Origin of the sequence: Clostridium sp., from assembly GCF_029267215.1 — a bacterium.
Taxonomy (GTDB): domain Bacteria; phylum Bacillota; class Clostridia; order Clostridiales; family Clostridiaceae; genus Sarcina.
The window spans coordinates 1-14,432 of record NZ_JARIDH010000010.1 but is presented as its reverse complement, the minus strand read 5'-3'; the positions used below and the strand labels follow the sequence as shown (position 1 = coordinate 14,432).

The window sequence follows — 14,432 nt, the reverse complement described above, 5'->3', positions numbered from 1 at the left end:
TACGAATATAGTTTCATATTTTCTCATCATTTACACCTCCTCCCTCTGGACTACGGCTATGCTCTAGCATAGCAGGGATTACAATTAAATATTCTAACATTAAAAGAGGGTTATTGCAACCCTCTTTGCCTATGTAAACTTAACTTTTTTTAATTTATTTTCCTTAAATTTCTTCTTCTGGAGCATTTGATTTTATTATTTTTTTTACCCCTTTTTGAAACTTCACTCTAGGAATCATTACAATTCTTGAACATCCTAAACATTTTATTTTTACATCTGCTCCAAGTCTTATAATTTCCCACTCATCACTTCCACAAGGATGAACTTTTCTCATTTTTACTATATCGCCTAAATAAAATTTATTTATCATAAAGTTTTACCCCCTCATAAGTTTTATTGTATTATTTGAGTTTTTGGATATGGAATTTCTATTCCAGCTTTATCTAGTCCTATTTTAATCCTTTTTCTTAGTTCAACCTCAGCTGCCCATTGTTCCATAGCCTTGGTTTTTCCCCAAATAGTAATATTGACACTAGAATCTGCAAGTTCTGTAACTCCCCATACTTTCATAGGTTCTGTTATGTTTCTATTTTCCATGTTATATTCATTACAAACTTCATTTATTACTTCAATAGCTTTATTTATATCTTCTTCATATGCTATTCCTACAATTACTTGAACTCTCATACTTCCTTTACAATCATTAGTAACGATTCTAATCATTCCATTAGGTATAATATGTAATGAACCATTAAAATCTCTAAGTTCTGTAGTTCTAAGACCTATTGTTTCAACAATTCCACTTACCCCTTCAATTTTTACATAGTCACCTACATTATATTGATCATCAAAAAGTATAAAAATACCATTAATTACATCTTTGACAAAACTTTGCGCTCCTAAACCTACTGCAACCCCTCCTACTGATGCAAAGGCCCAAGATATATTTCCAAATATACTTGATAATATTGTTGTTATACCAATAAAATAAACAGAATATCTTAATATACTCTTTAACAAAGTTCCTATAGTATTTGCTTTTCTAGAGTCTATAGAAAACTTAAAGTTTGTATCCTTCTGTCTTTTTACAGCTTTATTTATTATTCTATCTCCTGCTTTAATAGTAATAGCCATTAAAATAATTATTATACTTACTGTTATTAATTTTCGTACCAAAAAATCAATTGTTGATAACGGAATTTTTATTCTTCCAAATTTAAAATAATCAAAGTCAAATTTAATTCCAAGTATATTCTCTAATAACATATAAGTCCCCCTTCATATGTTTTTTCTATTTATATATTTCAAATCCTTTGCTTGTTATTGAATATATATTCTTAAATTTAATTTTTAAAGTTTCAATTTTCTCTAATTGATCCTTATTAAAGGCAGCACTTATTCCACAACTTTTTGTTATGTATGTTGGTGTTGGCATTATTATAAAGATGACTCCATTCTCCTTTAAAATTCTTTCCCCTTCCATAGCTTCATGTGTATTATTAAAAACCATTATAAAATCTTTCATATCTATATTTCCTTTCCTAAATTATAATAACGATATTAGTATATATTATAAGGCAAAATTATAAAAGTTCACCCTTTTAAATTAATGATGAAAGCTTTTCTTTTTTGAACTATAATATAATTATGCAAATTTATAAAACATTATAAAAGGAGTTTGAGTATGTCTTTTTTTTATGTAAAGGCTATTTTATCTGGAATTATAACTGGATTTTTGGTTTCACTTCCACTTGGTCCAGCCTCCATAGAAGCTGCCTCTCAATCTTTATCAAAAGGTTTTGCTAAAGGATTTGAAGTTTCATTAGGAGCTGTAGCCGCTGATTACATCTATATATTGTTAATAAATTTTGGACTAGCTAAATTATTAAAATTTAATAAATATGTGGAATGTTCTTTTTGGATTATTTCTGGTCTAGTTTTAATAATTGTAAATTTAGTCTTCAAATCCAATCAACAAAGTCTAGATGAAAAATGTGCTAAAACTATATCCAATCACAAAACTGGAAGTGGATTTTTAAATGGCTTTTTAATAACTTTTATAAATCCTATGACACCATCATTATGGATGGCTGTAAGTGCTGGAATAATGAGTATATGGAAGTTTTCAGGAATGGATTTCTTCTTAGTAGCTATAATTTTTATGTTTTTAACAACATTATCGTGGTTTTTCTTCTTAAATCTTATGGCAGCTAAAGGTGGAAATCTAGTTAAGAAAGAACTTACAGGAAAAGCTCATAATGGAGTAAAATATTTTATGGTTTTACTTGGATTAGTATTTACTATATACGGAATAATTAAAATTTTCATGTGAGGTTTTTATTTATGAATAGAATATATTTTGATAATGCAGCAACTACATTTCCAAAACCTGATTCAGTTATAAATGCTATGTTCAATTATATGAGTAATCAAGGTGGAAGTGCTAATAGAGGTTCTTCATCTACTGCTATACAAAGTAGTAGATTAGTTTATGAATGTAGATACGAATTGGCTAAATTCTTTAACTTTCCTAAAAGTGAAAATGTTATTTTTACAAATAATATAACAACATCTTTAAATATGTTACTTTTAGGAATAATTAAATCTGGCTGGCATATAATTACTACATCTATGGAACATAACTCTGTAATAAGACCCCTAGTTAAAATTAGTGAAGAAGTTCCTGATGTTGAATTAGATATTATTAAATGTGATGAAATTGGACTTGTTCCATTAGAAAAAATTAAAGAAAGAATTAAAAGTAATACTAAATTAATTGTATTAACTCATGCTTCAAATTTAGTTGGAACAATTCAGCCAATAGAAGAAATAGGTAGAATTTGTAAAGAAAATAATATTTTATTTATTTTAGATTCTGCTCAGACAGCAGGTATTGTTCCTATAGATATGGAAAAGTGTAATATTAATGGTTTAGCTTTTACTGGTCATAAATCACTTTTAGGACCACAAGGAATAGGTGGTTTTATAATTGATGATAAATTAAATTCTATCTGTAAAAATATTTTTTCTGGCGGAACTGGAAGTAATTCTTCTTTAGTTGAACATCCTCAAGATTTACCTGATAAATTTGAGTACGGAACTTTAAATACTCCAGGAATAATAGGATTATTAGAAGGTATTAGATTTATAGAAAAAGAAGGTATTGAAAACATAAAGGAAAAAGAAGAGTTTTTATGCCAAAAAGCTATGGATTTATTAAGTGAAATTCCTGAAATAAAAATTTATGGTCCCATGGATGCTAAGAAAAAAACTTCAACAATTTCATTTAATATAGAAGGAATGGATCCTGAATTTACAGGATTTTTATTAGATAGTGAATTCAATATAACTTGTAGAACAGGAATACATTGCACTCCCCTTGCTCACAAAACTGTTGGATCATATCCTACTGGAAGCATAAGAATAAGTTTAGGTTATTTTAATACATTAGAGGAAGTCTATAGATTTGTTGAGGTTATAAAAGAATTAATATCAAGGAGGTAGACTTCTCTTATATGCAAAATCTTATAACAAAAGTTGAAAAAATAAGTGTGTTTTTTATTATATACACACTTATATTTTTTATCTTTTTCTCTACATTTAAATATACTTTACCATTTATTTTAGCTTTTATATTTTCTTTATTTTTAAAATATCCTACTCAATTTCTTATAAAAAAATTTAACATAAATATTGGACTAGCTTCCTTTATTACTACATTTATTTTTTTCTTTTTAATCATAATATTTTTAACTTTATTTATTACTTCATTAGCTTACGAAGCATCTTCTTTAACTTCTTATATTCAAAATTTAATTAATTCAACCTCTATTGATATTCAAGAATGTTATGATAATATTCAAATTTGGTTTAAAAATGTTTTTGTAGATAATGAAACTTTACTTTTTTTTAAAACAGCATTCTCTTCATCTTTTAAAGAAATTGCTTCATTTATTTTATCCTTAGGAAAGGCTCTAGTTGAAAAAATTATTTTATTTGTAAGTTATCTTCCTTACACAATAATGTTACTTGTATTTACAACACTTTCAACCTATTTTATATCAAAAGAACTTAATTCTTTTAACTTTTCAAAATTATTATCTAACTATTTAACTTGTAATTATAATCAAAAAGTTTTAACTATTATATATGAAATAAAAAAAATGTTTTTAAATTATTGTTTATCATATTCATTTTTGATTTTCCTATCTACATTTATAACTTTTTTAGGTTTTACATTTTTAAAAGTTAAATATGCTCTACTTTTTAGTATATTGGCTGGATTATTTGATATACTCCCTATTTTAGGTATGCCATTAATTTATGCTCCTTTAATAATATTATATTATTTATCTGGAAATATTTTTACATCTATTAGTCTTACTATACTTCTAATATTTATTTTTTTACTAAGACAATTTTTAGAACCAAAATTAATGTCATCAACGCTAGGAATACACCCATTGCTAATGCTAATTTGTATATTTGTAGGTTTAGAGCTTAATGGATTTACTGGAATTATTTTTTGTATGTTCTTCTTAATACTTTTTAATATTTTTAGAAAAGTTAAACTTATATAAGTATATCCTTCTTATATTTGTCAATAATTGTATATAAGGAGGTTGATATTATGTGTACAAGTTTTTATGTTGATTCTCTAGATCCTAAAGCCTCATTCAAAATAAGAGATTATCTTTGTAATGAGCTTACTCCTATAATAAAAGCAAATAGACCTATAATTTTTATATGTGTAGGTTCTGATCGTTCTACTGGAGATGCATTAGGTCCTTTAATCGGAGAGAAAATTAAATTCTTAGCTAAAAATAATGTTTTTATCTATGGAACTCTTGAAAATACAGTTCATGCAAAAAATTTAAAAGAAACAATAAAATCAGTAAAATCAAAACATAAAAGACCATTTATTATAGCTATAGACGCTTGCCTAGGTTCAGTAGAAAATGTAGGAAAAGTACTAATTGAAAAAAGACCTCTTAGACCAGGTATAGCACTTAATAAAGATTTACCTCACTTTGGAGATTTAAGTATTTTAGGAATAGTTAATATAAATGGTTCTTTAGAATTTATGATTTTACAAAATACAAGACTTTATACAGTTATGCTTTTAGTAAATGCTATTTCAAGTGGAATCCATCACTGTGTTTTAAAATCAGTTGGTTTTAAAAAAAATATAATTGAATCCACCTTAGAAAATATATTATGACTTCAAAATGTTTCACGTGAAACAATCCTTAATTCCCCCAATAAAATGTTTCACGTGAAACATTTTATTTTTAACTTTTTAAATTTTGATTTTCACTTAAAGTTAAGTGTGTTTGAAGGGATAGCCAAAATCAACACTCTTTTAAAACAAAACTTAAAATTTAATAAAAAAAGATGTATAAAAACAAACTAGAAAATTAATTTCTAATTTATTTTTATACATCCTAAATTACTTATTCATAGCAGAATTTAAAACATGTAGTTCTTCTTCTGATAAATCGTATCTAGAAATTCCTTTATCTATAGGCTTAGCATAAGTTGTGCTATAATCTCTTCCATAGATTCCAGTTAAAATAATTCCATTATTTTCTCCATCTAGTAAAGCTACTGAAAAACTTAAATCACTTCCTACATCCTCAAAAGCCTTATATCTTATAACAGATACTTTTTGAGTACATTTCTCTAATTGAGTTTTTAAAGATTCGTTAGCATTAAGTATTTCTTCTGAAGCTTCTTTTATTTCATCTATTTTATCTAAACGAGAATTTATAAGTTCTTCTAAGTTCTTATTGTTAACCCCTCTCATTATTCTTCTAAACTTCTTTTCAACTTTACTTAAGCTTCTAAAAGCAATCAATAACATTATAAATTGAATTATAACTAATCCAATTAATCCGATTGTTATATAAGTTGAATACTGTCCTAGTAACTCTAATACATTCTCCATGTAATTTATCATCCCTTCATTATTATTTAAAATGTTTCACGTGAAACATTTTAAATATTTATAATATCTAATATTCTTTGTAAATCTTCCTCAGAATAATATTCTATTTCTATCTTACCTTTATTTTTGCTAGAGTTTAAATTAACTTTTGTTCCAAAATAATCTTGAAGTTTATCTCTAACATCTTTATAGTAAGGATTTAATGGCTTTCTTCTTTCTGATGTTTTTTCTTCAACAGCCTCATTTAGAATTTTCTTAACTAATTTTTCAGTTTCTCTAACGGAAATTGAATTATCAATAATCTTTTGAGCAACTTCATATTGAACGTCATTTTCTAATGGAAGTATTGCCCTTCCATGCCCTTCTGATATAACACCTTCTATGACATACTCTTTAACTCTATCATCTAATTTCAATAATCTCATTGTATTTGTTATGTTTGTTCTAGACTTTCCTATAGTCTTAGACAATTCCTCTTGAGTTAAACTATATTCTTTTAATAATCTTTCATATGCTAATCCTTCCTCAATTGGATTCAAATCTTCTCTTTGAATATTTTCTATAATAGAAATTTGAAGAAGTTTTTCATCTGAAACATCCATAAGTACTGCTGGAACTTCTTCTAACTGAGCTATTTTAGCTGCTCTAAATCTTCTTTCTCCAGCAATTATTGAATATCCCTTAGCTTCTTTTTTTAATATTAAAGGTTGAATTATACCATGTTCTTTTATTGATTCTGCTAATTCTTTTAATTTATTGTTATCAAAGAATTTTCTAGGCTGTTTTTCATTAGCTTCTATATCAATAATTTTTATCTTTATGATTCCACTATTATCACTTTTTTTATTATTAACACTTTCTTCAGGTATTAAAGCACCTAATCCCTTACCTAACCCAAATTTCTTAGCCATCTATTTTCACTCCCTGTCTTTCTAGGAATTCCTCTGTTAATTTTTCATAAGACTTAGCTCCCCTACACTTTTCATCATATAAGAATATTGGTAATCCAAAACTTGGAGCTTCAGCTAATCTAACATTTCTAGGAATAGTTGTTTTATATAGCCTATCCTTAAAATACTCTTTTACTTCCTTATAAACCTCTGTACTTAAATTAGTTCTTGAATCATACATTGTCATAACTACACCCTCAATATCAAGATTCTTATTAAGAGATTTCTTTACTAAATTTATAGTATTTATTAATTGTCCTACCCCTTCTAAAGCATAATATTCAGCTTGAATTGGAATTAAAACACTTTGAGATGCTACTAAAGCATTAATCGTTAGAACTCCTAAAGATGGTGGACAATCTATAAATATGTAATCAAATTTATCTTTTATTTTTTCTATTTGATTTACAAGTATATGCTCCCTATCTTCTCTATCTATTATCTCTACCTCAGCACCTGCTAATTCCATCTTTGCTGGAACAACATAAAGATTTTCAACTAACTCACTTTTAATCATTATTGATTCAATATCTGCCCCAGTAGTCAATAAATCATAAATAGACTTGTCTACTTTTCTCTTATCTATTCCAAAACCACTAGTTGTATTACCTTGAGGATCTATATCTATAGCTAAAACTTTAAAACCCTGCATAGCTAAGTATGAACAAATATTTATATTAGTTGTTGTTTTTCCAACCCCACCTTTTTGATTAAAAACACAAATTGTTTTCATTAAATTTTATTCAAGAATCTAATAATTCTTGAAAATTCACCTCCCCTTATAAACACATCTATTTTATTATATATTTTTACTTTGCATAATAAAAGATGCTATTATGTAATTTATAACTAAAAAATAAAAAAGTAGAAATGTTTCACGTGAAACATTTCTACTTTTATCTTTTTAAATATAAATAAGTATTATTTCAAAGGTTTTTTAGTTACATTTCCTGCTTTTCTAGGAAAAGTTTTTGCTGTACTCTTAACCTTATCAATAACAACTAAATTATGATTTAAATCTGTTCCTTCTATTTCAACCTCTATTATTTCTTTAAGTTTTCCACCTAAAGTACCAATAGCATTTTTAGAATCACTTAATTCCTCTGTTATGTTAGGCCCTTTTAATGCTATAAAATTTCCTCCAACCTTAACATAAGGAATACAAAACTCACTTAATACACACATATTTGCAACAGCTCTTGATGTAGCTATATCAAAATTTTCTCTCATTTCTTTTTTTCTAGCTCCATCCTCAGCTCTTGAATGTATAGTTTCTACATTTTTTAATCCTAACTTACAAACAACTTCATTTAAAAAGTTTATTCTCTTATTTAATGAATCCAATAATGTTACATTAATATCATCCCTCATAATAGCTATAGGTAGGCCTGGGAATCCTGCTCCTGTTCCTACATCTATTACTGTGTTAGCTTTTTTAAATTCATCAGCATTAAATGCCTTTATGCAATCTATAAAATGTTTTTTTACTATTTCTTCATCCTCTGTTATAGCTGTTAGATTTATTTTTTCATTCCATTCCTTTAATAAATCCTTATACATCATAAACTTTTGATATTTATCTTCGTTGAATTCCATCCCAACACTATCACAAGCTTTTTTCATTAAATCAAAGTATTGCATTCTTAATCCTCCATGACCTTAAGAGTGTAAATATTTATTTTTTATTATTTTTTGCTAAAAAACTAAAGTTATCCACAGGTGGATAACTTTTAAAATCAATATGACAGCACCACTTTTAAGCTTTTTATTATACTTATCCACAGGTGCTGTTGAAAACTTCTTAATAACTAATTAATATCCTTTAAATATTAATTCTCTTTATTACTTTTGTTTCCTCTATTATAATGCTCTAAGAATATTAATAAAACTGATATATCAGCTGGAGATACCCCTGATATTCTTGAAGCTTGACCTATATTTAAAGGTTTTATTTTATTTAACTTTTGAATAGCTTCTATTCTCAAACTATTAACCTCATTATAATCTAAGTCTTGAGGAAGAACCTTTTTCTCAAATTTCTTAAATTGAGCTACTTGTTCTAATTGAGTTTGAATATATCCTTCATATCTAGCAATTATATTTATTTGCTCACCAATATTTTTTGGTAATTCTGGTCTTTCTGGATCTAAGCAAGCTAATGAGAAGTAATCTAACTCTGGTCTTTTAATAAGCTCATACATTCTTATAGGCTTCTTAAGTTCAGTTGAACCTAACTCAACTATTTTTTCATTATTTTCATTTTTATTAGTTATTTGAAGCTCTTTAAGTCTTTCAAGTTCAGCCTCTAAATTCTGCTTTCTTTCATTGAACTTATTCCATCTCTCTTCAGTAACTAATCCAACTTTATGTCCAATTTCAGTTAATCTAAAATCAGCATTATCTTGTCTTAATATTAATCTATATTCCGCTCTTGATGTCATCATTCTATAAGGCTCATTAGTTCCTTTAGTTATTAAATCATCAATTAAAACTCCAACATATGCATCAGATCTTGTAAGTATCATAGGCTCTTTTCCTTGAACTTTTAACGCCGCATTTATACCTGCAACTATACCTTGTGAACCAGCCTCTTCATAGCCTGAACTACCATTAATTTGTCCAGCACTAAAGAATCCATCAATATTTTTAAATTCTAATGAAGCTTTTAATTGAGTTGGATCAATACAATCATACTCAATAGCATATGCAGTTCTCATAATCTCTGCATTTTCAAGGCCTGGAACTGTTTTTATCATTTGAACTTGAACATCCTCTGGTAATGATGAAGACATTCCTCCAACATACATTTCTTGAGTATCATCACCTTCTGGTTCTATGAAGATTTGATGTCTCTCCTTATCTTGGAATCTCATTACCTTATCTTCTATTGATGGACAATATCTTGGTCCAACACCTTTTATACTTCCGTTGTACATAGGTGATCTATGTATGTTTTCTTGAATTATTTTATGAGTTTCTGGGCTAGTATATGTTAACCAACAAGAAACTTGGTCTCTCTCTATGTTTTCACTTATAAATGAGAAAGGAACTATTTCCTCATCTCCTGGTTGTTCTATCATCTTAGAGAAATCTACACTTCTCTTATTAATTCTAGCTGGAGTACCAGTTTTAAATCTTCTAAGCTCTATTCCTAAATCTAATAATGATTTTGAAAGCTCTGAAGCATTACCAAGACCATTAGGACCTTGATCATAACTTACATCTCCAATTATTATTCTACTTTTTAGATATGTTCCACTTGTCATTACAACAGCTTTACATTCAAAGAAAGCACCATTTTTAGTTAAAACGCCTTTAACTTTTCCATCCTCAACCTCAACTGCAGTAACTTCTAACTGTCTTAAATCAAGATTCTCTTGCTTTTCTAAAACTTTTTTCATTCTCTCTTGATATTTTTTCTTATCTGCCTGTGCTCTTAAAGAGTGTACAGCAGGTCCTTTTGATGTGTTTAACATCTTAGATTGGATAAATGTATGGTCTATATTCACTCCCATTTCTCCACCCAATGCATCAATCTCTCTAACTAGATGTCCTTTGGCAGTACCACCTATATTAGGGTTACATGGCATCATAGCAACAGAATCTAGAGTTAATGTACAAACTAAAGTTTTACAACCCATTCTAGCTGCTGCTAATCCTGCCTCACAACCTGCATGACCAGCACCTATAACAACTATATCATAACTTCCTGCATTATATCTCATGTTTTATCATTCTCCTATTTCCCACAACAAAATTCTGCAAATATTTTGTTTACTAAATCTTCTTCTAGCTCTGCACCTGTTATTTCGCCTAAGGCTCTCAATGCAGATGTTACATATATTGATATTAAATCTAAGAATTCATTTTGATTTAATCCATTTAATGCTCCATCTAAGCCCTCTTCAGCCCTATATAAAGCTTCCTTATGTCTTGTGTTAGTTACCATAAGACTTTCAGTATCTATTGAACCATTAAAGAATAAATCCTTTATTTTCTCTTTTAAATCTTCTATTCCAAAACCAGTTTTTGCTGATAATTCAATTTTATTTTCTAAGTTATCCACAACCTCTGATGATAACTTTCTATCTAAATCAACTTTATTTAAAAGAACTATATATTTTCTATCTCTAATATATTCTATAATCTCTTTATCTTCTTCATCTAATTCTCTGCTTGTATCTAGCATAAGAATTACCAAATCAGCTTCATTTATCTTTTCCTTAGATTTTTCTACACCTATTTTTTCAACAACATCCTCAGTTTCTCTAATTCCTGCTGTATCAACAAGTCTTACTGGAATTCCATCTAAATTTATATATTCTTCTATAACATCTCTTGTAGTACCTGCTATATCAGTAACAATAGCTCTCTTTTCATTTAATAGAGCATTTAATAAAGATGATTTTCCTACATTAGGTTTTCCTACTATAACCATGCTTAATCCATCTCTAATAAGTTTACCTTCATCAGCGGTATTTATTAAATCATTTATTTTTCCCTTAAGTATTATAACATCTTCTTTAACTTTTACAGGGATTGTTTCATCTGGCTCTTCATCATCCTCTGTAAAATCAACAGCATATTCAATTAAAGCCAGAATATCTAAAGCTTCTTTTCTAAGATTGTTTATTTCAGTAGAAAGTCTACCTTGACTTTGAGTCATAGCTGATTTCATTGAAAGCTCAGTTTTAGCTTTTATTATATCCATAACAGCCTCAGCCTGACTTAAATCTATTCTTCCATTTAAAAAAGCTCTCTTAGTAAATTCACCTGGTTCTGCAAGTCTTGCACCAGCTTTTATAACAGTTTGAAGAACCTTGTTAGTAGCAACTACACCACCATGACAATTTATTTCAACTGTATCCTCAGCAGTAAAACTTCTAGGACCTTTCATAAAGCTTACAATAACTTCATCTATAACATTATCATTTTCATCTATAATATGACCATATCTCATTGTATAAGGTTTTATATCTAATAAATCTTTTCCGTTCTTTCCTCTAAATATTTTATTTACAATCTCAAGAGCTTTATTTCCTGATACTCTAATTATGGCTATTCCGCCTTCTCCTAATGCTGTAGCTATGGCAGCAATAGTATCGAATTCTTTCATAAGCTCCTCCTTTTTTTATATACATTCTCAAATTTGAACTAATATTGATTTTACCCAACAAAATTAAATAAGTCAAAATTTTAAATCGTATTATTTGTGGTAAAAATCTATGTTTTTACTAAATAATTTAATAGCTTACTCTCTTAAAAATACTATCCAATAAACAAAAAGCTATACTAAATAATAAAATAAGGTGAAAATTTAAAATTTTCACCTTAAATATTTAAGTTAATAACAAATAAATCCTTGACTATATCTATCTTTCCACAGTTATCCACAATTTATCCACAGGTTATCCATAGATTATTGTGGATAAAAAAAAGAAAGCTTTAGGCTTTCTTTCTTACTTTTTAGGTTCAACTACAACCTTTCTATAGGGTTCTTCACCTTCACTGAAAGTTTTAACAAATTCATTGTTTTGCAGTTCTGAATGAATAACTCTTCTTTCATAAGGATTCATAGGTTCAAGCTTAACTGCTCTTCCTGATTTTCTAACCTTATATGCTATTTTATTAGCTAATCTCTTAAGAGTTTCTTCTCTTTTATGTCTATAATTCTCTGTATCTAGAATTACTCTTTTATATTTATCTTCCTTAACTTTATTTATCACTAAACTAGTTAAATATTGAAGAGAATCTAAAGTTTCCCCCCTGTATCCTATTATAGCTCCCATCTTAGGACCTTTAAGGTTTATCTTAAAAGCATCGCTGCTTTCCTCAATATCTATCTCAGCTTCTATATTCATTTGATTTAGAACATCACTTAAAAACTTCTTAGCTTCTTCAATCCTATCTCTTTTTTTAGACACTGAAATTATAGCAGGCTTAGTTCCTATTAAATTAAAGAATCCTTTGCTTCCTTCATCTATAATAGTAATTTCTACTTTATCTTCTGTAGTGTTTAACTGTCTTAATGCATTCTTTAAAGCTTCATCAACAGTTTTACCAGTAATCTCAATTGTTTTCATACCCTGTTTCACCACCTTAGAAAGCTAAAAATGTATTATAATTGCTTTTCTTTTCTTTTCTTAGGTAAAACTATTAATACATATGTTTGAGCCATTTGTATTAAGTTACCAATTACCCAATATAATACTAGCATTGAAGGGAACTGAATTGACATTACCCCCATCATACCAGCCATCACTATATTCATAGTATTCATATTCATTCCACCAGGAGCATTTCCTGATTGAGTCTGAGTAGATTTTGTCATTAATAATGATGATAGATATGTTGTTGCAGTTGATAATATTGGTAATATGAAAGTTCTATCTGGTGCCCATAAATCACCTAACCATAAGAATGATATACCTTTAAGCTCAGTTAACCCATAGAATACATAGTATAATGCGAATAATATTGGCATTTGGATTAATAAAGGTAAACAACCACTCATTGGATTTACGTTATTATCCTTATAAAGCTTCATCATTTCTTGTTGAGCTTTTTCAGGGTTATTCTTATATTTCTTTTGTAGTTTAGCTATTTCAGGTTGTATCTCTTGCATTTTTTGCTGAGATTTAGTTTGCTTTATATTTAGAGGTAATAAAATTAATCTTACTAATAAAGTTAATAAGAAAATTGTTACTACATATCCAGCACCCACACTAAAGAAGCCTGTTGAAGCAACAAAGTTGTGAATAACCTGAAATATCATTGTGAATAAATCAGTTATTGGTCTTAAAATCGACTTCAATACCTTACCCTCCTATAATTAAAACGGATATTATTTATTTAACAGGATCATATCCACCTTTACAAAGTGGATTACATCTTAATATTCTTCCTATACTCATAAATCCCCCTTTAATAGCCCCATACTTTTCAATAGCCTCTAAAGCGTACTGTGAACATGTAGGATAAAACCTACAACATGGTCTTTTTAAAGGTGAAATATACTTTCTATAGAATTTAATTATTACTATGAACAATTTTTTCATTATCACGCAGACCTGCCCTTTTAATTAAATTATTCATTGCTTTGCCTACCTGCTTAAAGTCCTTATCGTTTATAGCAACTCTAGCAATGAATACAAAGTCATAGCCTTCCTTAAGCTCACTAGAATTAAGTCTGTAATTTTCAAGTATAAGTCTTTTAACCCTACTTCTAACTACGCTTTTTCCAACCTTCTTGCTAACAGATACTCCTACCTTATTGAAACGTTCTCCATCCTTGGTAACATTCTTTCTATTAGGAAACACATAAAGTACTAAAAGATCATTAGCAATAGATTTGCCTCTTCTATAAACTGTTCTAAACTCATTGTTCTTTCTTAAACTTAGTAACATCTAAATTTGCTCTCCTTTTTTCTGCTTTTTGGTGCAGAAAAAGGCCACAAAATGCGGCCCTTATGCTGTTAATCTTTTTCTACCTTTTTGTCTTCTTCTCTTTAAAACATTTCTTCCAGATTTAGTTT

18 protein-coding genes are annotated in these 14,432 nt (G+C 28.1%); 4 read left to right on the top strand and 14 right to left on the bottom strand.

Annotation, left to right across the window (positions count from 1 at the left end):
* Nucleotides 1–163: 163 nt before the first annotated feature.
* Genes Q1K13_RS00965 through Q1K13_RS00955 form a run of 3 tightly spaced genes read right to left on the bottom strand, consistent with a single transcriptional unit; the run spans nucleotide 164 to nucleotide 1,525 of the window.
* Nucleotides 164–370, bottom strand: a complete 207-nt coding sequence (locus Q1K13_RS00965) for a DUF951 domain-containing protein (RefSeq protein ID WP_300346882.1) — start codon at nucleotides 368–370, stop codon at nucleotides 164–166.
* Between the two features lie 23 nt (nucleotides 371–393).
* Nucleotides 394–1,266 carry a mechanosensitive ion channel family protein gene (locus tag Q1K13_RS00960; protein ID WP_300346881.1) on the bottom strand — a complete coding sequence of 291 codons (873 nt, stop codon included), beginning with the start codon at nucleotides 1,264–1,266 and terminating at the stop codon, nucleotides 394–396.
* Between the two features lie 25 nt (nucleotides 1,267–1,291).
* The gene (locus Q1K13_RS00955; protein WP_300346880.1) at nucleotides 1,292–1,525 is read right to left on the bottom strand and encodes a putative Se/S carrier protein; all 234 of its coding nucleotides are present in this window, start codon (nucleotides 1,523–1,525) and stop codon (nucleotides 1,292–1,294) included.
* A 159-nt stretch (nucleotides 1,526–1,684) separates the two neighbouring features.
* On the opposite strand from Q1K13_RS00955, the gene Q1K13_RS00950 reads away from it, so the two are divergent.
* Genes Q1K13_RS00950 through yyaC form a run of 4 tightly spaced genes read left to right on the top strand, consistent with a single transcriptional unit; the run spans nucleotide 1,685 to nucleotide 5,221 of the window.
* The gene (locus Q1K13_RS00950) at nucleotides 1,685–2,332 is read left to right on the top strand and encodes a LysE family translocator (RefSeq protein ID WP_300346879.1); all 648 of its coding nucleotides are present in this window, start codon (nucleotides 1,685–1,687) and stop codon (nucleotides 2,330–2,332) included.
* Between the two features lie 11 nt (nucleotides 2,333–2,343).
* Nucleotides 2,344–3,504 (top strand): cysteine desulfurase family protein, encoded by a 1,161-nt coding sequence (locus tag Q1K13_RS00945; RefSeq protein WP_300346878.1) that lies wholly within the window; start codon nucleotides 2,344–2,346, stop codon nucleotides 3,502–3,504.
* 11 nt (nucleotides 3,505–3,515) lie between these two features.
* Nucleotides 3,516–4,580 (top strand): sporulation integral membrane protein YtvI, encoded by a 1,065-nt coding sequence (gene ytvI / locus Q1K13_RS00940; RefSeq protein ID WP_300346877.1) that lies wholly within the window; start codon nucleotides 3,516–3,518, stop codon nucleotides 4,578–4,580.
* Between the two features lie 50 nt (nucleotides 4,581–4,630).
* Nucleotides 4,631–5,221, top strand: a complete 591-nt coding sequence (yyaC, locus tag Q1K13_RS00935; protein ID WP_300346875.1) for a spore protease YyaC — start codon at nucleotides 4,631–4,633, stop codon at nucleotides 5,219–5,221.
* Nucleotides 5,222–5,449: 228 nt separating this feature from the next.
* On the opposite strand, the gene Q1K13_RS00930 is transcribed toward yyaC, so the two are convergent.
* From Q1K13_RS00930 to Q1K13_RS13025, 11 genes are all read right to left on the bottom strand, one after another.
* Nucleotides 5,450–5,947 (bottom strand): DUF4446 family protein, encoded by a 498-nt coding sequence (locus Q1K13_RS00930; protein WP_300346873.1) that lies wholly within the window; start codon nucleotides 5,945–5,947, stop codon nucleotides 5,450–5,452.
* Nucleotides 5,948–5,997: 50 nt separating this feature from the next.
* Nucleotides 5,998–6,858 (bottom strand): ParB/RepB/Spo0J family partition protein, encoded by an 861-nt coding sequence (locus tag Q1K13_RS00925; protein WP_300346870.1) that lies wholly within the window; start codon nucleotides 6,856–6,858, stop codon nucleotides 5,998–6,000.
* Nucleotides 6,851–7,630 carry a ParA family protein gene (locus Q1K13_RS00920; protein ID WP_300346867.1) on the bottom strand — a complete coding sequence of 260 codons (780 nt, stop codon included), beginning with the start codon at nucleotides 7,628–7,630 and terminating at the stop codon, nucleotides 6,851–6,853. The genes Q1K13_RS00925 and Q1K13_RS00920 overlap by 8 nt, the downstream gene beginning before the upstream one ends.
* 188 nt (nucleotides 7,631–7,818) lie before the next feature.
* A complete protein-coding gene (gene rsmG, locus Q1K13_RS00915; RefSeq protein WP_300346864.1) occupies nucleotides 7,819–8,538 on the bottom strand; it encodes a 16S rRNA (guanine(527)-N(7))-methyltransferase RsmG in 720 nt (239 codons plus the stop codon).
* A 188-nt stretch (nucleotides 8,539–8,726) separates the two neighbouring features.
* Entirely contained in the window at nucleotides 8,727–10,622 is a 1,896-nt protein-coding gene (gene mnmG / locus Q1K13_RS00910; RefSeq protein ID WP_300346861.1) for a tRNA uridine-5-carboxymethylaminomethyl(34) synthesis enzyme MnmG, read from the bottom strand.
* 14 nt (nucleotides 10,623–10,636) lie between these two features.
* Entirely contained in the window at nucleotides 10,637–12,013 is a 1,377-nt protein-coding gene (gene mnmE / locus Q1K13_RS00905) for a tRNA uridine-5-carboxymethylaminomethyl(34) synthesis GTPase MnmE (RefSeq protein ID WP_300346858.1), read from the bottom strand.
* Between the two features lie 343 nt (nucleotides 12,014–12,356).
* Nucleotides 12,357–12,980: an RNA-binding cell elongation regulator Jag/EloR gene (jag, locus tag Q1K13_RS00900; RefSeq protein ID WP_300346855.1), complete on the bottom strand. Its 624-nt coding sequence runs from the start codon at nucleotides 12,978–12,980 to the stop codon at nucleotides 12,357–12,359.
* Between the two features lie 35 nt (nucleotides 12,981–13,015).
* The gene (locus Q1K13_RS00895; protein WP_300346852.1) at nucleotides 13,016–13,711 is read right to left on the bottom strand and encodes a membrane protein insertase YidC; all 696 of its coding nucleotides are present in this window, start codon (nucleotides 13,709–13,711) and stop codon (nucleotides 13,016–13,018) included.
* A 34-nt stretch (nucleotides 13,712–13,745) separates the two neighbouring features.
* Nucleotides 13,746–13,955 carry a membrane protein insertion efficiency factor YidD gene (yidD, locus tag Q1K13_RS00890; protein WP_300346849.1) on the bottom strand — a complete coding sequence of 70 codons (210 nt, stop codon included), beginning with the start codon at nucleotides 13,953–13,955 and terminating at the stop codon, nucleotides 13,746–13,748.
* Nucleotides 13,927–14,304, bottom strand: coding sequence for a ribonuclease P protein component (gene rnpA / locus Q1K13_RS00885; protein WP_300346847.1), 378 nt, complete (start codon nucleotides 14,302–14,304; stop codon nucleotides 13,927–13,929). The genes yidD and rnpA overlap by 29 nt, the downstream gene beginning before the upstream one ends.
* A gap of 60 nt (nucleotides 14,305–14,364) precedes the next feature.
* A partial coding sequence (locus Q1K13_RS13025; protein WP_366522599.1) for a 50S ribosomal protein L34 occupies nucleotides 14,365–14,432 on the bottom strand: 68 nt, incomplete at its 5' end.